Origin of the sequence: Stenotrophomonas sp. FR024, from assembly GCF_047500745.2 — a bacterium.
GTDB classification, from domain to species: Bacteria; Pseudomonadota; Gammaproteobacteria; order Xanthomonadales; family Xanthomonadaceae; genus Stenotrophomonas; species Stenotrophomonas maltophilia_A.
On sequence record NZ_JAXAXM020000006.1, the window covers coordinates 195,566 to 215,018 of the forward strand.

16 protein-coding genes are annotated in these 19,453 nt (G+C 63.8%); 4 read left to right on the forward strand and 12 right to left on the reverse strand.

Going from position 1 to position 19,453, the window contains the following annotated elements:
* Positions 1-19 precede the first annotated feature (19 nt).
* The gene (locus ACMZ91_RS09305; protein ID WP_010487387.1) at positions 20-418 is read right to left on the reverse strand and encodes a hypothetical protein; all 399 of its coding nucleotides are present in this window, start codon (positions 416-418) and stop codon (positions 20-22) included.
* A gap of 146 nt (positions 419-564) precedes the next feature.
* Between ACMZ91_RS09305 and ACMZ91_RS09310 the strand changes: the two genes are divergently transcribed.
* The gene (locus tag ACMZ91_RS09310; protein ID WP_032129273.1) at positions 565-909 is read left to right on the forward strand and encodes a hypothetical protein; all 345 of its coding nucleotides are present in this window, start codon (positions 565-567) and stop codon (positions 907-909) included.
* Between the two features lie 228 nt (positions 910-1,137).
* On the opposite strand, the gene ACMZ91_RS09315 is transcribed toward ACMZ91_RS09310, so the two are convergent.
* Entirely contained in the window at positions 1,138-3,228 is a 2,091-nt protein-coding gene (locus ACMZ91_RS09315; RefSeq protein ID WP_049462447.1) for a TonB-dependent receptor family protein, read from the reverse strand.
* Positions 3,229-3,399: 171 nt separating this feature from the next.
* Between ACMZ91_RS09315 and ACMZ91_RS09320 the strand changes: the two genes are divergently transcribed.
* The 3 genes from ACMZ91_RS09320 to ACMZ91_RS09330 all read left to right on the forward strand — a co-directional run bounded on the left by ACMZ91_RS09320 (position 3,400) and on the right by ACMZ91_RS09330 (position 6,854).
* Entirely contained in the window at positions 3,400-4,602 is a 1,203-nt protein-coding gene (locus tag ACMZ91_RS09320; protein WP_049462449.1) for an amino acid aminotransferase, read from the forward strand.
* 419 nt (positions 4,603-5,021) lie between these two features.
* A complete protein-coding gene (locus ACMZ91_RS09325; RefSeq protein ID WP_014035428.1) occupies positions 5,022-6,038 on the forward strand; it encodes a class 1 fructose-bisphosphatase in 1,017 nt (338 codons plus the stop codon).
* Between the two features lie 108 nt (positions 6,039-6,146).
* Positions 6,147-6,854, forward strand: a complete 708-nt coding sequence (locus ACMZ91_RS09330; protein ID WP_134950649.1) for a 2OG-Fe(II) oxygenase — start codon at positions 6,147-6,149, stop codon at positions 6,852-6,854.
* 636 nt (positions 6,855-7,490) lie between these two features.
* On the opposite strand, the gene ACMZ91_RS09335 is transcribed toward ACMZ91_RS09330, so the two are convergent.
* The 10 genes from ACMZ91_RS09335 to ACMZ91_RS09380 all read right to left on the reverse strand — a co-directional run bounded on the left by ACMZ91_RS09335 (position 7,491) and on the right by ACMZ91_RS09380 (position 19,346).
* Positions 7,491-9,626: an RHS repeat-associated core domain-containing protein gene (locus tag ACMZ91_RS09335; protein ID WP_277779116.1), complete on the reverse strand. Its 2,136-nt coding sequence runs from the start codon at positions 9,624-9,626 to the stop codon at positions 7,491-7,493.
* 16 nt (positions 9,627-9,642) lie between these two features.
* A complete protein-coding gene (locus ACMZ91_RS09340) occupies positions 9,643-12,861 on the reverse strand; it encodes a DUF6531 domain-containing protein (RefSeq protein ID WP_277779117.1) in 3,219 nt (1,072 codons plus the stop codon).
* Between the two features lie 192 nt (positions 12,862-13,053).
* On the reverse strand, positions 13,054-14,145 hold the full coding sequence (locus ACMZ91_RS09345; RefSeq protein WP_414577308.1) for a PA0069 family radical SAM protein: 1,092 nt from the start codon (positions 14,143-14,145) through the stop codon (positions 13,054-13,056).
* 146 nt (positions 14,146-14,291) lie between these two features.
* Positions 14,292-15,035 (reverse strand): pyridoxine 5'-phosphate synthase, encoded by a 744-nt coding sequence (locus tag ACMZ91_RS09350; protein WP_277779118.1) that lies wholly within the window; start codon positions 15,033-15,035, stop codon positions 14,292-14,294.
* Between the two features lie 9 nt (positions 15,036-15,044).
* A complete protein-coding gene (locus ACMZ91_RS09355; protein ID WP_032129280.1) occupies positions 15,045-15,314 on the reverse strand; it encodes a hypothetical protein in 270 nt (89 codons plus the stop codon).
* 40 nt (positions 15,315-15,354) lie between these two features.
* Entirely contained in the window at positions 15,355-16,815 is a 1,461-nt protein-coding gene (gene cls, locus ACMZ91_RS09360) for a cardiolipin synthase (RefSeq protein ID WP_414577311.1), read from the reverse strand.
* A gap of 101 nt (positions 16,816-16,916) precedes the next feature.
* Positions 16,917-17,330, reverse strand: coding sequence for an ExbD/TolR family protein (locus ACMZ91_RS09365; RefSeq protein ID WP_005411740.1), 414 nt, complete (start codon positions 17,328-17,330; stop codon positions 16,917-16,919).
* A 3-nt stretch (positions 17,331-17,333) separates the two neighbouring features.
* The gene (locus tag ACMZ91_RS09370; protein ID WP_005411739.1) at positions 17,334-17,759 is read right to left on the reverse strand and encodes an ExbD/TolR family protein; all 426 of its coding nucleotides are present in this window, start codon (positions 17,757-17,759) and stop codon (positions 17,334-17,336) included.
* A gap of 62 nt (positions 17,760-17,821) precedes the next feature.
* Positions 17,822-18,583 carry a TonB-system energizer ExbB gene (gene exbB / locus ACMZ91_RS09375; protein WP_049420916.1) on the reverse strand — a complete coding sequence of 254 codons (762 nt, stop codon included), beginning with the start codon at positions 18,581-18,583 and terminating at the stop codon, positions 17,822-17,824.
* Positions 18,584-18,677: 94 nt separating this feature from the next.
* Positions 18,678-19,346 carry an energy transducer TonB gene (locus tag ACMZ91_RS09380; protein WP_049420917.1) on the reverse strand — a complete coding sequence of 223 codons (669 nt, stop codon included), beginning with the start codon at positions 19,344-19,346 and terminating at the stop codon, positions 18,678-18,680.
* Positions 19,347-19,453: the final 107 nt, after the last annotated feature.

Genomic DNA, 19,453 nt, shown 5'->3' on the forward strand with positions numbered 1-19,453 from the left:
CCCCCCCCCCCCCCCCCCACTACTGCAGCAACGGCCTCACCGCCGCCGCCGGAATATGGTCCAGTGCGCGCCAGGCGTCCTCCACCACCGGCCTCGCCTGCGACCAGCTCAACCGCGACTGCCCGCGCATCTGCTCCCAATGCTCGGCCAGTTCCTCGCAGGTATCGGCGGCATCACCGCGCGGCCAGTCGGCAGCGTGGGTAGTCAGCGCGAAGGCATACACCGGGCACAGATCGCGCCAGTTGCGGTGGCTCTGGCCTCGGCGCTCTTCGTAGTCACTGAGCATGTACTGCAGGTAGTCCTGCGCCACCGCCTGCGGATCTTCCTGGCGGCGCGTGCGGCGCTGCGCGGTGCGCTGGCCGAGCGGATCGAGCAGGGCGTTGAACACGGACGGTGCGGGTCGTTCAAGACGGGGCATGGCCGGCTCCTGCAGCGGGGGCGGGTGGGCAGGAATACGCGCGGTGCCGTTACCGGGGGGTGAGCGAGATGTTCATGACGCCAGGTTCGCGGCGGCTTTACCTGCAGGGCGGTGTAGTGGGAGCCCCCGAGTGCAGGTACCAGACCATGAGCCGAGAGACCTCACGAGACCCGCTGCGCGAAAACCACCCGCCCATTCCCGGCGAGCAGCGCGGCAAGCGCGATGCCGACAATGCCGACTACCGCGGCACCGGTGCACCGTTCTTCGATGCCGAGCATGCCGGAGAGCATCTGCCGGTGAAGCACGAGTCTGAACAGGCCGCGCTGGACCGCAAGGACGGCGGCGACCGCCATCGTGGCGGCCAGGAAAGCCCGCTCAAGCGGCGTGAGCGCAAGCAGCGCGCCAGCGACAACCAGGATGAGGCGCTGGAGGAGACCTTCCCGGCCAGCGACCCGACCTCGCCGTTCGTACCGGCCAAGGCCCCCGACTGACGGTAGTGCCGGCCGCTGGCCGGCAACCTCCTGACGTCCTGCACGGCGCGATTCTGGCCAGGGCCCCCGACTGACCGGTAGTGCCGGCCGCTGGCCGGCAACCTCCTGGCGCCCTGCACGGCGCGATGCCGGCCACGGCCTCCGATTTACGGGTAGTGCCGGCCGCTGGCCGGCAACCTCCTGACGTCCTGCACGGCGCGATGCCGGCCAGCGGCCGGCACTACCACTTCAACGCCACGACCACTGCAGGCCGACGTTGGCCCGCCGTCCCGGTCCCGGCTCGTAGAAGCGGCCATTGCCGTCATTGACGATCACCGAGCCGATGTAGGCCTGGTCCAGCACGTTCTCCAACCGTGCGAAGGCCCGCAGCTCGCCACCCGGCAGGTTCCAGCGACGCCCGCCTTCCAGATGCAGCAGGGCGAAACCGGGCGCACGTTCGGTCGCCACGTCGTTGACCACGGTATCGCTACTGGCGGACGCCTCCAGCGCCCATTGCCAGTCGGCGGGGGTCCACTGCAGCCTGGCGAAGGCCTGCTGCTGCGGCACACCGGGCAGGCGGCTGCCCGCGGCGACCACGCTGTTCGAGGTCAGGTACGGCGAGCGCACCTGCGCCTGCAGCCATGTCCATGCCAGCTGCAGTTCCAGCTGCTCGGCCAGCGGCTGTCGGTACTGCAGTTCCACACCCTGGCGGCGGGTGCGGCCGATGTTGCGATAGGTGCTGCGCCCACCAGAGTTGCTCGCAACTGCCAGCTCATCGTCGGTATCTGCGCGGAACAGGCTGATATCAAGCTGGGTTCCGTCCTGTGCGTGCCATTTGCTGCCTATCTCCAGATTGCGGCTGCGCGCGGCCGCCAGATCCAGTGCCAATCCCGCGTGGCCGTCGGCGCGATACCCCAGCTCATTGAAGGTAGGCGTCTCGAAGCCCCGGCCCACGGCGGCGTGCAGCCGCCACTGCGGGCTGGCCTCGAAGCTGACACCTGCCACCGGCGTGGTTGCCTGATAGCGACGGTGGCCGCTGTCGTCCGGATTGCGCCCGGTGATGTAGCGGTCATTCGATTCGAATCGCACGGCGCTGTGGCGCAGCCCGGCCAGCAACGACCAGCGCGGGCTCCACTGCCACCAGGCCTGGGCGAACTGGTCCACGTTCTGCACGACGTCGATCTGGTCACGACGCAGGCGCCCACGCACGCCCAGGGTGCTGCCGATGAAGTTCTCGTAGCCGGTGCGATGCTGGCGCTGGCGGTCGGCGCTGAGCCCGGCCACAAGATCCAGCGGTCGGCCGGCGAGGTCGCCGTGCCAGCCCCAGCGCGCGTCCAGTCCGCCGTAGCCCGCGTCCAGATCGATCACGCCGCCCGCATGCAACGGGTTGGCCTGTGCGGTCGGCGGAATCGGCAGGTACTGGGTGACCTCACGCTGCCCGGCATAGCCCATCAGCTGCCAGCGCTGGGTGTCGGTTTCCCGGGTCCAACGCAACCCAGCCTGCTGCTGGCGCACCGATTTGCGGGTGTTGTACTGGTGAGCCACTGCCGTGGCCTGGCGCGGATCGGCCGCCACCTGGGAACGGCTCAGGCCCAGCGGATCCTGCGCATCGGGGGCATCGAGCGCGTTGAGCAGCAGCTCGAGCCGTCCACCGCCCAGATCACCACCAATACGTGCGTTGAGCGATTCACGGCGCGCGCGGCTATGGTCCCGCCAGCCATCGGTGCGGAAGTGATTGGCGGCGATGTTGTAGTCCAGCGCTTGGCCGGCACCCTTCAGTTGCGCGCCGACACTGAGCGTGTTGTCGGCGCCGGCGTTCACGCGCAGCCGCCACGGGTCGCCGGCCTGGCCCTGCGCGCTCCAGACCTGCAGCACGCCGCCGGAGGAATTGCCGTACAGCGCCGAGAACGGCCCGCGCAGCACCTCGATGCGTTCGGCGCCCAACAAGCTGGCGTGCGACAGCTGGCCCTGGCCATCGGGCATGGTCGCCGGCACCCCGTCGATCAGCACCCGCACCCCGCGCACACCGAAGGTCGAGCGCGCACCGAAGCCACGGATCGACAGCTGCGTATCCTGAGCGAAGTTCTGCCGGTCGCGTGCCAGTAGTCCCGGTACGCCGGCCAACGCCTCGGACAGCTGCGCGCCGGTGCCCGCGCGGCTGGCGTCGATCCAGACGGTGTCCAGGCTGGCCGGCAGCGCGAACGGGTCGATACCCGGCACCCGCGCCACCTGCACCTGCACGGCGGGCAGGGCGGTGGGCGCAGGCTCGGCCATGGCCGCCAGTGGCGACAGCAGCAGGGCGGACAGCGGCAGGCAACGGCGTCGTGCGGCAGGATTCATGATTCAGGTTGATGGATCGGGCGGCAACGCACGCCATGGTACGGGGCCGCGGATGACGATGGCGGCGGCCAGCCCCGGCAGGCTTTGTTACGATGGGCTGTTTCCGGCCGAAAAGCCGCAGACCGCGTGGCGCAATTCCTCCCCCTTTCCGTCTACCGAACGAGTACCGCCGTGTCCTTCTTTGCAAACGTGGAACTGGTCCCAGGCGACCCGATCCTGGGCCTGACCGAGGCGTACAACGCCGACAGCCGCCCGACCAAGGTCAACCTGGGTGTGGGCATCTACTACGACGAGAGCGGCCGCATTCCGCTACTGCGCGCCGTCAAGCAGATCGAGCAGCAGCTCGCCGCTGAAGCCAAACCGCGCGGCTACCTGCCGATCGATGGCCTGCCGGCGTACACGCAGGCCACGCGCGAGCTGGTGTTCGGCAAGGACTCGCCGCTGCTGGCCGCCGGCCGCGTCACCACCGCACAGACCGTCGGTGGCAGCGGTGCGCTGCGTGTCGGCGCCGATGTGCTGAAGAAGCTGCTGCCGCACGCCACCGTTGCACTGAGCAACCCGAGCTGGGAAAACCACCGCGCCGTGTTCAGCGCGGCCGGCTTCGAAGTGGTGGATTACACCTACTTCGACCCGACCACCCACGGCGTCAACTTCGACGGCCTGCTGGCCGACCTGGGCAAGCTGGAAGCCGGCACCGTGGTGCTGCTGCATGCCTGCTGCCACAACCCCACCGGCGCTGACCTCACGGTCACCCAGTGGAAGCAGGTCGCGCAGCTGCTGAAGGAAAAGCAGCTGTTCCCCTTCATCGACATGGCCTACCAGGGCTTCGACAAGGGCATCGAGCAGGACGGCGCCGCCGTGCGCATCATCGCCGAAGCCGGCATCGACAGCTTCATCGTCGCCAATTCGTACTCCAAGTCGTTCTCGCTGTACGGCGAGCGCGTGGGTGCGCTGTCGATGGTGGCGCCGACCGCCGCTGACGCCAAGGCCGTGCAGTCGCAGGTCAAGCGCGTGATCCGCACCATCTACTCCAGCCCGTCCACCCACGGTGCCGCGCTGGTGGCCGGCGTGCTGACCAACCCGGAACTGCGCGCGATGTGGGAGCAGGAGCTGACCGAGATGCGCGAGCGTATCCACGCACTGCGCCAGGGCCTGGTGGAGAAGCTGGCCGCTGCCGGTGCCCCGCAGTTCGGCTTCATCAACGAACAGGCCGGCATGTTCTCCTACTCCGGCCTGAGCCGTGAGCAGGTCGAGCGTCTGCGCGACGAGTTCGGCATCTACGCCGTCGGCACCGGCCGCATCTGCGTGGCCGCGCTGAACCAGAACAACCTGGAATACGTCGCCAAGGCCGTGGCCACCGTCGCCAAGGGCTGAAACAACGCTCCAGTGGTTTGAAGACAAAGGCGCCGAAAGGCGCCTTTGTTTTTTGCTTTTGCTCTTGCCTTTGCCATCCCCACCGCGCTCGCGGCGAACCCTGAAGCGCGTGGGAGGGGGAGGTGATGCAGGACCGTTGGCGCCATGGGCCCGAGGCATGCCTCGGGCGGGTTGGGCAGGACGCACCACCCCGGTCTTGCCGTGTGCGCAGGACAGCGCACACGAGCAAGGCGCCATCGAGCTTACATGGACGTACTTGCAGCGTGTCCTGCATCGCCTCCCCCTTCCACGCGCCTCGACAAAAGGAAGGCGCCACGAGCGCAACGCATCTGGAAACGATTACGCCTTCCCGCGCTCACGCACGGCCCCGCCATACGGGCGACAATAGGCGTTTTCCCGCTGCCGAGACCTGCCCGACCATGTCCCGTACTTCGTTGACCCGCTTCCTGATCCAGGAACAGCACGCCGGCCGCATCAATGCCGACCTGCGCCAGCTGATCGCGGTCGTCGCCCGCGCCTGCACCAGCATCTCCATCGCCGTCAGCAAGGGCGCCCTCGGTGGCGTGCTCGGCGACGCCGGTACCGGCAACGTGCAGGGCGAAGCGCAGAAGAAGCTGGATGTGATCAGCAACGAGATCCTGCTCGAAGCCAACGCCTGGGGCGGCCACCTCGCCGCCTGCGCCTCGGAGGAAATGGACCACAGCCAGCCGGTGCCGGACATTTATCCGCGCGGTGATTTCCTGCTGCTGTTCGATCCCCTCGATGGCAGCTCCAACATCGACGTCAACGTCTCCGTCGGCACCATCTTCTCGGTGCTGCGCTGCCCGACCAACGTCGAACTGCCGGGCGATGATGCCTTCCTGCAGCCGGGCAGCAAGCAGATCGCCGCCGGCTACTGCATCTACGGGCCCAGCACCCAGCTGGTGCTGACCGTCGGCCACGGTACCCATGCCTTCACCCTGGACCGCGAGAAGGGCGAGTTCGTGCTGACCACCGAGAACATGCAGATTCCGGCGGCCACCCAGGAATTCGCCATCAACATGTCCAACCAGCGTCACTGGGAAGCGCCGATGCAGGCCTATGTTGGTGATCTGCTGGCGGGCAAGGAAGGCGCGCGCGGCAAGAACTTCAACATGCGCTGGATCGCCAGCATGGTCGCCGACGTGCATCGCATCCTGACCCGCGGCGGCATCTTCATCTACCCGTGGGACAAGAAGGATCCGTCCAAGGCCGGCAAGCTGCGCCTGATGTACGAAGCCAACCCGATGGGCCTGCTGGTCGAACAGGCCGGTGGCGCTGCCTGGACCGGCCGCGAGCGCATCCTCGACATCCAGCCCGACCAGCTGCACCAGCGCGTGCCGGTGTTCCTGGGTTCGCGCGAGGAAGTGGCTGAAGCCGTGCGCTACCACCACGCGCACGACGACGCGCAGGGCTGACGGCCTATCGCCTGACAGCGGTCATGGCAGTTCGGTGACATGACCGTGGGGTGACACCGAGGGCGGCAAACGGCACCATCAAGCCGTTGCCGCCTAAGGAATGCACGCATGCACGAGCAGGGCCCGGTCGATTTCATCGAAGTCATCCACAACGCCGTCCCCAGCGAGGTCTGCGCGGCCATCGTTGAGCGCCTGCGCGCTACGCGTGGCCTGCAGCCCGGTGCGGTGGGCAGTGGCGTGTTCCCGGAACTCAAGCACAGCAAGGATCTGCGCATCAGTGGCCTGGACGGCTGGCAGGATGTCGATCAGCAGCTGCAGATCGCGGTGTTCAATGGCCTGCTGACTTATCTACGCCGTTATCCACAGGCGTTGATCGCGCCGCTGATGTTGCAGATCCAGGACAGCAACGGCCAATCGCGACGCCTGTCTGCCGAGGACTTCCCTGACATGCCGCAGCAGCAGCTGGCCGATCTGGCCCGCACCTGCCTGCGCCCGGGTGCGATCAACCTGCAGTGGTATGCGGCAGGCGAGGGCGGCTACCCGTACTGGCATTGCGAGCTGTACCCGAAGGATGCGCAGGCCGAGACCCTGCACCGGCACGTGCTGTGGACGCTGTACCTCAACGACGACTTCGACGAAGGCGAGACCGAATTCCTGTTCCAGGGGCGGAAGATCGCGCCGCGCACCGGCAGCCTGCTGATTGCGCCGACTGCGTTTACTCATACCCATCGTGGCAATCGGCCACAGGGTGGGGACAAGTTCATCGCGACGAGTTGGATCCTGTTCCAGAGTGCGCAGAAGTTATTTGGGGGGTAATGCGGTGCAGCAGCACATGTAACAACAGACCGCTACTTCCCTCTCACTGGGTGGGCCTGATCAAACGGTGAGGCGTCCGGGTCAGCTTTTCCCGTCCAGGCATCCAGTTGCCCAATGTCCAGTTCCGTTGTTCTAAATCTCTCAGAAACACGAGCAGGAATGTCACACTCTCCCCGCCATTCCAACGGGCTCTTCTGATCGAAGAGAGCGTCGACCTGAATATCAACGCGGCCCGGACTAGACGATACAATCGTAATCGTTCCTGACGATGCAGCGCCATAGCATCCATTCTTGCCCGCGAACGCACTGGGCCCGGTGCTACGGAATGCCTTGGCTATGCCATCCGCTATTTTGTAGGAATCGCCAGACTTTAGCCCGTCTGGCAACTCGACAGTGAGCTTCATGAAACTCGATCTATCGCTCCTCCACGAGGAATAGAATGTTCTGATTCCGAACACCTTGCGGTCGCCAGGGACGATCTGATGGCAATCGAAAAGAAGACGCCGACTATCGACCCGCAAACAGTCCTGAGCATTCATCGCCGCCTTATCGACGAAGAATCGAACACTCTTTGCTGCAGCTGCGTCGCCGCTGGGAATGGAAAACAGAAATGCACAGGCTGTCAACGTTAGAAAATTATTCACAGCTTTCTGTAGCAAGCTTGATCTTGGTAGCATTTCGGCTCGTTCTCCGCGCGGCCTCATCGTAGATTTCCTTGTGGCGCCCAGTGTACTTATCTCCATTTCCCGAGAGCACGCCTCTATTGCGATGGAGAACTTCATGGACGATGGTGTCATATAGCTCTCTCTTCTGAGCATCAGAAAGGACCTCAAGATACTGCTTGTCTAAGTAGAGCCTTCTGGTTACGTGATTGTACTGCCCGGCCACATTTCCCATATCCCTTACAAATGGGTCACGTGCAGGGAAATCAAGATCCGTTTCCGTTGCCTTCGCGAGTGCGTATAGGCGATCAATGTCCTCCTGAGTCAAACCTAGTGGATCAATGAAGTTTATTGGATTCCCTGAGACGTACGCGTAGGTATTCAATCCCCCCGCCAAGCCAATCGGATCACTCTGCACATACCGGCCAATGCTCGCGTCATAGTCGCGGAAGCCGTTGTACCAGAGTCCGCTTTCCGCGTCGTAGTACTGGCCCGGGAAGCCAATGTTCAACCCGCCAATCTCATCCTTCTGGACGCTACGTCCGTAGGCGTAGTTGTACGCCTTCCAGACGGTCTGCTGGCTTGGGCTGGTGACGAACTCCGGGCGTCCCAAATGATCGGTATGCACGTAATTGTGCTGCCCGCTGCGAGCAAGCCCAACCAGTTCACCTTCAAACCAGAAGTAGTTGGTCCACACCCCGTTGTTCAGCTCAGTCATGAGCTGGTTCTGGCCGGCGTAGAAGTAGCGGCTGTTGGTGGTCTGGTTGATCTTTGCAACGCGCTGCCCCTGCGCATTGAGCACGTAGTCAGTCGCAATGCCACCGATGTTGCTGCGGCTCATGCGATTGAAGGCGTCATACTCGTAAGTGCTGATCCGGCTGCCTGCGGTCTCGCTGATGCGGTTTCCCAATGCGTCGTACTGGTACTGACGGCTGCCGTCCTGGTTGGTGTAGTTCAGCACCCGGTTGCTCCCCGGGTCGATGCTGTATTGGGTCAGCTGATTTCCTGCCTGGTAGCGGTCGTGATTGCCGCCGGCATCGTAGGAAAGATTGTTGATGACACCGAAGCGGGTCAGCTTGGTCATACGACTCAACGCGTCGTAGCCGATCAACTGGGTCATGTTCGGGTCGACAGCGTCGACAATGGCGGTGATTTCGCCATCGCCGCTGTACTGATAGTCCCAATAGCTGACCTTGCTGCCATTGGGTCCCCAGACCGACATTGCGGTCAGCCGCCCCTCCTGATCGTGGTTGTAGCCCCGGGCAAGCCCGTTGCCGTAGGCCAGCCACTCATGCGCTCCCGTGACCTTCCAGTTTGCCTGGGAAATGATTGAGCGCTGAGTCCCGTCGACCGTCGCCATCAACGCACTTGGTTTTCCTTGGGAGCCATATGTGTAGGTCGCCTTGTCACCGTTGGGATAGGTGATCTGGCTCAGGCGATTGATGCCGTCGTATCCATAGGTGGTGCTGTAGTCCGTCTTCTGACCAGACAGATCGGTGAAGTCGCGGCGTATCTGCAGCTGACCGTTCGGTGTATAGGCAAAATGGGTGGCGGTTCCGGGCCCTGAAGTGCCGCACAGTTGGCCTTTACCATTGCCGCACCAATCGTAGCTGTAACCCATTGTTCGGCCTTCTGCGCTCGCAGAAGTCATTCGTCCCAGACCGTCGTAGCCGAAGGAGACGACGCTGCCATCGGCCCGCGCCGTCGATGTCCGCAGACCTGCAGCATCGTACTGGTGCTGTGTCGTTCCCGTGTCCGGACTCACCTGTTTCCAAAGCTGGCCGAAACCATCGAATTCGTAGGTGGTAACGAGATTGCGGGGATCGCTCACACGGATCGGGCGATCTGCCAGATCGTAGGCAATCTGGGTCGTGCCCCCGGCGGCGTCGATTGATTTGATCAGGCGTCCACGCGGATCGTAACTCATACGGGTGACGCGATTCTGCGAATCGGTCACCTGGGTGACTCTCCCCTCTGCGTCGTAGACGTACCTTATGCTTCTTCCCTGCTCAGTGCTCTCGGATATCACACGCCCCAACTCGTCGTACTGATAGTTCACGGAAGAGACGATGGTATTTAGCCCCATCATGGCCAAGGCAATTGCGGACATGTCTTTTGGGCCTTCCTTAGCGTGGCTCTTCGCAGAATTTCGGGTTGCAGCTACCCTTGTCGTTTTCCGCCCTTACCGTCACCTGTGCCTGCGGCCCCCAAGAGGTGGGCCCAGATGCCAACTGGCCCATATACCCGAATTGCGCAACACCACTGCCGGTGTTCACGGGCGAGACGATCACGGTGAATGTGGCTACAGCGCCTGGTGCGACCGGAGACGAAAGCCCGATGGCCTCGCTGGTCCGCAACGTCCTCAGGACCATATAGGTATCGCTTGGATTCCAGATGACATTGCCAGTGTTCCGGAACTGGAATGTCACGCTGGATGACTGGCCATTGAAGATATGAGGCGCCGAGGTTGATGCGGAAACCAGCTCGGCGCTACGCACCACAGCAGGTACGGTAAAAGCACCTGAGCGATTGATGGTCAGGTTCGGACCGCCAACAGGCGAGATACCGTGCACGTATAGTGCTTTGCCTCCGTGATTCGATCGTACGTTGCCGTCAAGAGGAATCTTGAACCAATAGGCACTTCCGCGTGCCTGACACGCGTTGGCAACGTTTCCGTCGGTGGCCAAGTTGGCGCGGCTCGAAGCGACGAATGTACCGCCACCAGCTGCGCCACCGGCATAGACGTGTACGTCGATCGAGGCGTCCACGCCAGCTGAGCAGGCCCAGCCTTCAATGAAGAAGTTCCAGTTGCCGTCCTGGGTCACGCCGCCGATGTCACCAACGATGCTTGCAGTTGGAATCGCAAACACCCCTGAGTTCGCGAGCGGTCGATCCTGGCCGCGGCCCTGCGGAGATTGGCCGTAGACGGAGAATTTGCGACCGCCCAACTGTTGCCTCTGGGCTAGCGATATCGGCAACTGATACCTATAGGCACTACCTGATGCTTTGCAAGCCGCAGCAACACCTGGCTCGCTGGCAAGGTTTGCCTGAGTGCTACCCAGATAGACGTTGCCATCGGCGTAACCGTCCACCTGGATTGACCCAGCCGAGCCGGTGGAGCAGGCCCAGCCACGTACGAACCAGTTCCACTGCGCATCATGGGTGATTTCGTCAATCACGCCGCTCACCACCGAATCCAGCGGATAGTCGGTTTGTGAAACCTCGGTGCGCGTGCGATTGGAGGCGTTGTTGTAGCTATGACGGGTCCACGCCCACTTGCCGTCCCCCATCGAACGGACTTCCTGTGTCAGTCGGCGCCCTGCATCGTAGCCGTAGCGGACTGTTACGCCATCAGGCTGGGTAAGCGAGGCGATGTCACCTGCAGCGGTGTAGCCAAAGGCGGTCGTCGCCCAGCCGGTTCCCGAACTGGTTCTGTCGAATAGAACGCGGCCGCGGCCGTCGTACGTCAGCTCTCGCACACCACCGTTCGCGTTGACGATGCGCCCCGGCAGCCCAAGTCCGTTGTAGTTGGAATAGCTGATCGTATGACCGAGAGCGTTGGTGGTGCTGGTCAGATCGCCCTGGTTGTTGAAGGTCGAGGTGACGTCATCCTGCGGAAGCGGGCCATCGATTTTGATCGAGGCCTTCAATCCATTGGCGTGATAGCTATAGGTGGTGCGGGTTACCCGCGTCTGGCTGGGCACCCCACGTGCCGTCAGATTGCGCTCAGTCACGCTGGCCACGTTTCCGCGATCGTCATAGGTGTAGGCGACTTCAAGATCACCCACCACCGTTGTCTTGAGCAGCCGGTTACGCGCGGTATCCCACTCCTGCAACGTCGTACGTTCGGCCGTGCTGCCGACCGCTTCCACCCGCTTCAGCAGGTAACCCTGTGCGCTGTAGTCGAAGTTGGTCAGATTGTCCTGGAAATCATGGACCAGATCAGGGTACCCATTGGCGTCGTAGCTCTGCTCCTTGTAGCTGGCAGGGCAGTTCGGCGACGGATCACCCTTGGTCGACACCATCTTTCCGTCCTTGAACGTGTAGGTGGTGCTGCGGCCAAGAGGGTTGATCACAGTGACATCGATATCGACGGGCCGCGTAAGGCTCGGCGCAGCGGCGGCGGTCATGCCGAGAGCGCTCTCCATCGGCAGCGAATCGACAGGCAGCGAGCGCGGCTGGTAGCAGATGCGTGAGCCTCCGGGGCGCTGCTCGCACCATCCACGCTCTTCGTCGGCGCGGACACCGCCCGGTCGAGCCGGGGCGGGGGGCGGAAGCACCGGTTCGGTGCTGCGCACGGCGTAGTTGAAGCGGAATCGTTCGATGCCGCCATTGTGCTCGGTGCTGATGGCGCGCCGCTCCGCGTCGTAGGCAAACGTGGAATAGCGCACGCCGTCAAAGGACTTGCCGGTCAGGGCACCCGGGAAGCGGCCGTCTTCGTAGTGGTAGCTGATCGTCGTTGCAGGAGCGCCTGGCAATGTCGTGCTGGCGAGCCGCCCACGCCCATTCCCGAACACGTTGGGGGTATAGGTGTAGCGGTAGATGTTGCCGGCCGGGTCGGTCACCTGGGAGACCTGTCCATTGGTCCAGCCAAAGCTGATACTGCGTCCCGAGGAGTGGGTGACCTTCTGCAGGTAGCGATCGGTATAGGAGAACGTCCAGCTCACACCTTGCTCATTGCTGAGCCGGGTGATGTAGCCCTCGGCGTTGTAGATTTCCGTCCCGTTGTTTTCGTTTCGAAGCGTGAACGTGCCGTCTCCGTTCGCGGCGAGATACGCGATGGGCTGGGCCTTGTCCTCGTACCAGCGGCCGCTGGCTGGATCCTTGAGATACTTGATGCGGCGACCGTCGGGCCGTTGTACCCACGCCAGCTGGTTTGCATCGGTGAACGCGAGCGAATAGTCGAAGTTGCTCAGCCAGTGATTGCCGAACAGACCGGTCGCGCTCCAGTAATGATTGTAGTTGCGCTGCAGGAACAGGCCCATTTCGCCCTGGCTGGCGAAATCGAGTTCCGGCTCGACCTTGTTGCCGCTGTAGAGCACGACAGGATTGCCCTTGCGGCCATTACAGTCCTTCTCCTTGTCATCGGTCGGCTGTTCCTTCGCCGTTTCGGTCGGAATTGCACCGCCGCCACCGCCATTGTCCATCTGTGACTCGGACAGGTGGACACCACTGCCGCCACCAAATCCAAAACCGCCTGCACCGCCACCTCCAACAGGGAGCGTGGCGGTGACTTGAACGGTTTCGAGGGTGTTTGCCGCAGTTGCCAATGTCATCGGCAGGGAAAGCAGCGGCAGAAGAAGAAGTCGGGACTGCAAGGTGTTCCGTGTTGCAACGTGCGTCATGCGCTTGCCTAGCTCCTCATCCGAGACCGACTCATTCAGTCATCGGGAATTCATGTTTGTAACGAGTGTATGACGGCACGCTGCAACGGTGCAATGGAGGCACGTAATGTTTCTCGTGCATTGCCCATCAATGAGCTGGGCACAGCACAGCGCGACGAATCGCTGGTGCATACGCCAGCAGATGTACACACCTCAGAAGAGCGAACCCTGTGGCGAATCCTTCTTCGGCGGCAGCGGCTTCTGGAACCGGCTGCAATCCAGCTTCGGCCAATGGCTGTTCTGCGCATTGAAGCCGAGACGCTTTCGCGCCAGCTTGAAGCGGTTGTTCAACAGATCGGCATACACGCCCTGGCCCCGCATGCGCGTGCCGAACTGGCTGTCGTAGTCCTTGCCGCCGCGCAACTGCTGGATGGTACTCATCACATGTGCGGCGCGATCTGGATGATGGGTGTCCAGCCACTCGCGGAACAGCGGCGCCACTTCCAGTGGCAGGCGCAGCAGCACGTAGCCTGCGGTGCTGGCACCGGCATCGTGTGCGGCCTCCAGCACGGCTTCCAGTTCGCTGTCGTTGATCCACGGGATCACCGGCGCCACCATTACACCCACCGGAATGCCGGCGTCATGCAGACGCTTCATTGCGCGCAGCCGTGCATGCGGCGCCGACGCGCGCGGTTCCAGCTTCGCGGAGAGGTGCGGGTCCAGCGAGGTTACCGAGAAATGCACGCTGACCAGGTTCTCCGCCGCCAACGGTGCAAGCAGATCGATATCGCGCTCGACCAGCGCGTTCTTGGTGATCAACGAAAACGGATGCTTGGTTTCCAGCATCACTTCGATCAACTGGCGGGTGAGTTTGAACTTGCGCTCGATCGGCTGGTACGCGTCGGTGTTGATGCCCAGCGCGATCGGCTGCGGCACGTAGCCCGGCTTCGACAGCTCCTTGCGCAGCAGCTGCGGCGCATTGGTCTTGGCGAACAGCTTGGTCTCGAAGTCCAGGCCTGGCGACAGGTTCAGATAGGCGTGCGAGGGTCGCGCGAAGCAGTACGAGCAGCCGTGCTCGCAACCGCGATAGGGATTCACGGATTGACTGAAGCCGACGTCCGGCGAGGTGTTGCGGGTGATGATGCTGCGCGCGGTTTCGGCGCGCACTTCGGTGCGCAGGCGAGGGGCGAGGAACTCTTCGCTCTCGTCGACCGCCCAGCCGTCGTCCACCGCCTCGCTGACGGTGCTTTCAAAGCGCCCGGCAAGGTGGGACGTGGAACCTCGGCCCTTGATCGCAATACCCATTGCGGCAGGGTACGTCGTGGTTGTCTCAATGGCTGCGACGGCCGCCTGAAGGGTTCAGCGCCACCCGTAGAGTCGAGCCTTGCTCGACTGCACCCAGGGTGGCCCCAGACCGAAGTCGAGCAGGGCTCGACGCTACAGGGGAGGGGTCAGAGCAGCGCCAGGTACCCGCGCACCGTGGCGTCCAGCCCGTCGTACAGCGCCTCACCGATCAGCGCGTGGCCGATCGACACCTCCAGCACGTCCGGCACGTTGGCCAGGAAATCGCGCAGGTTGTCCTGCGACAGATCGTGGCCGGCGTTCACGCCCAGGCCAACGGCCTGTGCACGGCGTGCGGCAGTGGCGAACAGCGCCAGCATCGCGTCAGCATCACCAGCCGCATGCGCCTCCGCATAGGGCCCGGTGTACAGCTCGATGCGGTCCGCACCCACTTCGGCCGCCTGCTCCAGCAGCGGGTTGCCCGCGTCGACGAACAGGCTGACCCGGCAACCCATCGCTTTCAGTTCGGCAATCAACGGGCGCAACCGCTCGGCATCGCGCTCGAAGTCGAAACCGTGGTCGGACGTGATCTGCCCATCGCCATCCGGCACCAGGGTGGCCTGCGCCGGACGGGTCTGTTCGCACAGCGGCAGCAGCCCCGGGTAACCCTCGCGCGGCGGCGCAAACGGGTTGCCTTCGATGTTGAATTCGACGCCACGCGCGCGGGTCAGCGTGGACAGGGCCAGCACGTCCTCGGCGGTGATATGGCGGCGGTCCGGTCGCGGATGCACGGTGATGCCATGCGCGCCGGCATCCAGGCAGGCCTGGGCGGCGCGTACCACGTCCGGTTCGGCACCGCCGCGCGAATTGCGCAGGACGGCGATCTTGTTGACGTTGACGCTGAGCTGGGTCATGGAACGAAACTACTTGGAAAGAGGGGATGGATCGTGATCGTTGGGGTCGTCACCGCGGCGGGCCTGGGCCTGTTCGCGCAGGCGGCGCAGTTCTTCGGCATCGACCAGTGTGGACGGATCGCGCTGTGGATCACCGAAACGGGCCACATAGCGGCCGCGTACCCAGGCCAGCAGGAAGGCGAGGGCGGCCAGCAGGCACAGGGTCATCAGCCCGGGGCTGGGGGTCTTCAGCGCGAAGGCGAAACAGCCCAGCGCCAGCAGCAGGTACAACCAGTACATAGTCGGGCTCCCCGGATGATCGGCGCAGTGTAGCGCTGCGTCAGAGCAGCGGCGAGGCCAGCCGGGCGAAGGCCTCGGGCAGGCGGTGCAGCCACAGCGAACGACCGGCCTGGTCGTGCACCCGCGTGGAACGGTCGAATTCGCCCTGCAGCAGTTCGGCCAGCGCAGCCACCCGGTCACGGTCGCTGATCATCATCGACAGCTCGAAGTTCAGCCGGAAGCTGCGGTGATCGAAGTTGGCACTGCCGACGATGCAGACGTCGTCATCGGCGATGAAGGCCTTGGTATGCAGCATGCGTGGGCCGTACTCGTAGATCTTCACCCCGGCATGCAGCAGCTCGTCGAAGTAGGAGCGGGCGGCCTGGGTGACGAACCAGGAATCGCTCATCTTCGGCACCAGCAGGCGCACGTCCAGCCCGCCCAGCGCGGCCGAGGTCAGTGCCATCCGCGCCGCTTCGCCCGGCACGAAGTAGGGCGTGACCAGCCAGACGCGCTCGTGCGCTTCCTGGATCGCCGCCACATGCAGGCGATGGATCGTTTCCCAGCCCGAGTCCGGGCCGGAGACCAGCACCTGGGCGTTGATCGCACCATCGACGCGCAGCGGCATGTCAGCTGGCCACAGACGCGCGATGTCCATGCGCGAGGGATCCTGTCCACTGGCGTAGAGCCAGTCCTCGGCGAATACCAGCTGCAGGCTGCGCACCACGTGGCCGCGGATGCGCATGTGCAGGTCGCGGTAGGCATCCGCCCTGCGGCTTTCATCCTCGTCGTCGGTGATGTTGATGCCGCCGGTGAAGGCGAGGCGGCCGTCGACGATCACCAGCTTGCGGTGGGTACGCAGGTTCAACCACGGGCGCTTGAATGGCTTCAGCAGCTGCCGTGGGTGGAACCAGATCGCTTCGCCACCGGCGTCGAGCAGCGGCTGCAGGAAGCGGCGGGGCAGGGCAGACGAACCCACCGCGTCGAGCAGCAGGCGCACCTGCACACCCGCGCGGGCGCGCTCGACCAGGGCGTCGCGCAGCGCGGTGCCGGCATGGTCCGGGTTGAAGATGTAGTACTCCAGGTGCACGTGATCGCGGGCCTGCGCGATGGCGTCCAGCAGGGCCGCGTAGGTTGCCGCGCCATCCACCAGCCAGGTGACTTCGGTGGCGCTGCTCGGCGCGAGCCCGGTCGTGGCCTGTGCGACCTTGGCCAGCTCGGTGCAGTCGGCGTCGGGTGGGCAGACATCGCTGTAGTGCTCCATCCCCGAGCGGGCACGGCCACGGCGCAGGCGCTGCCGCTTCACCTTCTGCGGGCCCAGCAGGTAGTAGATGAAGAGACCCAGGTAGGGCAGCAGCGCCAGCGACAGGATCCAGCTCAGCGTGGCCACCGGCTCGCGCTTCTGCAGCATGATCCAGCCCGCCAGCGCGAACAGGTACAGCAGATAGGCGACCGCCAGGATCGTGCCAAGGTGGGCGATGCCGTCGAGCCAATGGCGCAGGGAGTCGAAGAGGGCGAGCATCCGCCGATCATAACGGTCCAGACCGTCAGGCATAAAAAAGACGCCCCTGTTTCCAGGGGCGTCTGCAGTCGCGTCATGACTGTTGTGTTGCGGTGTAGCGTTTACTGCTGCACAAAACCGATCTTCTTCATCTGAGCATTCTTCGCGGCGGCCAGAACCTTGGCCATCACGTCGTACTCGGAATCCGGGCTGGCGTCGATGCGCAGTTCCGGCTGGTTGGTCGGGTCACGCTGGACCTCCTGCTCCATCCGCTGCTGCAGCTCGCTCGTATTGATCGGGCTGTTGTTCCACGAGACCTGGTTGCTGGCGTCGATCTTCAGTTCGATCGGCGGCGGCGGTTCGACCAGCTGCGGCGGTGGGTTGAGCACGCGCTGCGGCAGGTCCACGGCGATCGGGTACGTCATGATCGGCGCGGTCACGATGAAGATGATCAGCAGAACCAGCATCACGTCCACGAGGGGCGTGACGTTGATGTCTGCCATGGGGCCCTTGCCACCACCACTACTGAATGCCATGGCTTATTGCCCCTTTTCTTTGGTCGCGACGAAGCCGACGTCCAGCATGCCCTGCTCCTGCGCGACCTTGGTCAGGTCGTTGATGACGCGCATCTTGGTGGTGCGGTCACCACGCAGGTTAAGCGGCGGCTGCGGGGTCTGCTGGGCGGCGGTCGCCAAGCGCGACTCGAGAGTCTGCTTGTTGATTTCTTCGTCGTTCCAGTAGATCGAGCCGTCTTCCTTGACTGCCAGGGTGATCGGTCCGGAACGCTTTTCAGCGTCTTCCGGCTTCTGGATCAGGTTGGCTTCCGGCAGATCCACCTTGACCTTGTGGGACATCAGGGGCGCCGTGATGATGAAGATGATCAGCAGCACCAGCATCACGTCCACGAGGGGCGTAACGTTGATGTCGGCCATGGGGCCGCCGCTGTTACCACTACTGAAAGCCATAACGGGCTCCGTCTAGATCTTGGTGACTACTTACGTTCGTCGCTGGGTGACGCGCGCCGCAATTAGCGGACGCGCGAGCCGGTGGCGAAGAAGTCGTGCAGGTCGTGCGCGAAGGTATCGAACTTGCTGATGGTCGCGCTGTTGATCTTGCTGAAGAAGTTGAAGGCGAACACGGCCGGGATCGCGACGAACAGACCGATCGCGGTCATGATCAGCGCTTCACCCACCGGGCCGGCAACGGCGTCGATCGAAGCGGAGCCGGTGGCACCGATCTTGATCAGCGCGCCGTAGATGCCCCACACGGTACCCAGCAGACCGACGAACGGAGCAGTTGCACCGACGGTGGCCAGCAGGGTCATGCCCGACTGCAGCTTGTTGCTTTCGCGGGTGACCGCCTGACGCAGAGCGCGGTCGACGAACTCCGAACGGCTCAGGTTCTCACCGACGCCGCCGGTAGCACCGCCTTCAGCGCGCTGGTGGTGGGCAGCTGCCTGGGCAGCGTCCAGGGCGATCTTCGAGAACGGCTCGGAAGCCGGCTGTTCTTCCATCGCACGGATGGCGTCCTGCGCGTTCGGGGTGTCCCAGAACAGGCTGACGACGCGATCAGCGGCGCTCTTCAGGCGGGTGGCGCGGAAGATGTTGATGACGGTCCAGTACCAGGACATGGCCGACATGATGACCAGGGTCAGCAGCACGACCCAGGAAACCGCGAAATCACCCGGCTTGGTGGTCATTTCGTGGATCAGGTGCTCGAAGCCCATCTGCGACAGGGCGTTGGACGGATTGCCCCCGGCAGCAGCGGCGATGAAAATTTCCTGCAGCATGACGCTTACCTTTGTTGTGTGTGGTGATAAAGGGTGTAGCTAAGCTAAACAATCGAACTGGGAGCGGGGGTGGCCAGGTGGCCACCCGGACGCATCAGTTCAGCGCAAAGTTGACCGGGACGCGAACGCGACCTGCCGCCTTCTTACCGCCAGATTCAGCGGCGTTGAAGCGCCACTTGCGAGCTGCTTCCATCGCAGCACGGTCCAGGTCGCGGTTACGGCTGGACTTTTCCACCGTGACATTGGTGACGTTGCCGTTGGCATCGACATCAATGATCAGGATCACTTCGCCCTGGATACCCGCGCGGAAGGCTGCCGGCGGGTAACGCGGCGGATTCATGGCCTTCGAGGAGATATCCACGCTGGCCTCGATCGAGGTCGGCGGAGCCGGCGGCGCGGGCGGCGACGGCGGGGTGACGATATCGTTCGGACGCGGTTCCGGCACGTCCACGACCGGCGCCTGCGGCGGCGGCGGGACCGGCGACGGCTTCGGCGGCGACAGATTCTTCACCGGCGGTGGCGGAGTATCCTGCGGCGGCGGCGGCGGCGGCGGCGGTGGGGGCGGCGGCGGCGCGTCGACGATGGTCACCATGACGTTGCGCTCCTTCTCAGCCACGGCCTTGGGAGCCACGGCGGGGATCAGGAGCATCATGAACGCGGCCAGATGCAGGGCAATTACAAACGCGATGCCGACGATGCGAGGCCAGCTCAGCCCCTTGTCATCGGGTTGTTCGTACCGGTGAACGACTAGTTGTTCCGTCATGCGCCAAGAGCTCAATAGTGGGGCCGGGATGCCGGGGGCGGAATCCCTGATCAGCGGTGCATGACACCGCAGGAACCTCCAAGCTTATACCAATCCTGAGCGCCTGC

Coding starts and splice junctions, on each gene's coding strand:
- ACMZ91_RS09305 (WP_010487387.1), bottom strand. CDS start 418: ATGCCCCGTCTTGAACGACCCGCACCGTCCGTGTTCAACGCCCTGCTC.
- ACMZ91_RS09310 (WP_032129273.1), top strand. CDS start 565: ATGAGCCGAGAGACCTCACGAGACCCGCTGCGCGAAAACCACCCGCCC.
- ACMZ91_RS09315 (WP_049462447.1), bottom strand. CDS start 3,228: ATGAATCCTGCCGCACGACGCCGTTGCCTGCCGCTGTCCGCCCTGCTG.
- ACMZ91_RS09325 (WP_014035428.1), top strand. CDS start 5,022: ATGTCCCGTACTTCGTTGACCCGCTTCCTGATCCAGGAACAGCACGCC.
- ACMZ91_RS09330 (WP_134950649.1), top strand. CDS start 6,147: ATGCACGAGCAGGGCCCGGTCGATTTCATCGAAGTCATCCACAACGCC.
- ACMZ91_RS09335 (WP_277779116.1), bottom strand. CDS start 9,626: ATGTCCGCAATTGCCTTGGCCATGATGGGGCTAAATACCATCGTCTCT.
- ACMZ91_RS09340 (WP_277779117.1), bottom strand. CDS start 12,861: ATGACGCACGTTGCAACACGGAACACCTTGCAGTCCCGACTTCTTCTT.
- ACMZ91_RS09345 (WP_414577308.1), bottom strand. CDS start 14,145: ATGGGTATTGCGATCAAGGGCCGAGGTTCCACGTCCCACCTTGCCGGG.
- ACMZ91_RS09350 (WP_277779118.1), bottom strand. CDS start 15,035: ATGACCCAGCTCAGCGTCAACGTCAACAAGATCGCCGTCCTGCGCAAT.
- ACMZ91_RS09355 (WP_032129280.1), bottom strand. CDS start 15,314: ATGTACTGGTTGTACCTGCTGCTGGCGCTGGGCTGTTTCGCCTTCGCG.
- cls (WP_414577311.1), bottom strand. CDS start 16,815: ATGCTCGCCCTCTTCGACTCCCTGCGCCATTGGCTCGACGGCATCGCC.
- ACMZ91_RS09365 (WP_005411740.1), bottom strand. CDS start 17,330: ATGGCATTCAGTAGTGGTGGTGGCAAGGGCCCCATGGCAGACATCAAC.
- ACMZ91_RS09370 (WP_005411739.1), bottom strand. CDS start 17,759: ATGGCTTTCAGTAGTGGTAACAGCGGCGGCCCCATGGCCGACATCAAC.
- exbB (WP_049420916.1), bottom strand. CDS start 18,583: ATGCTGCAGGAAATTTTCATCGCCGCTGCTGCCGGGGGCAATCCGTCC.
- ACMZ91_RS09380 (WP_049420917.1), bottom strand. CDS start 19,346: ATGACGGAACAACTAGTCGTTCACCGGTACGAACAACCCGATGACAAG.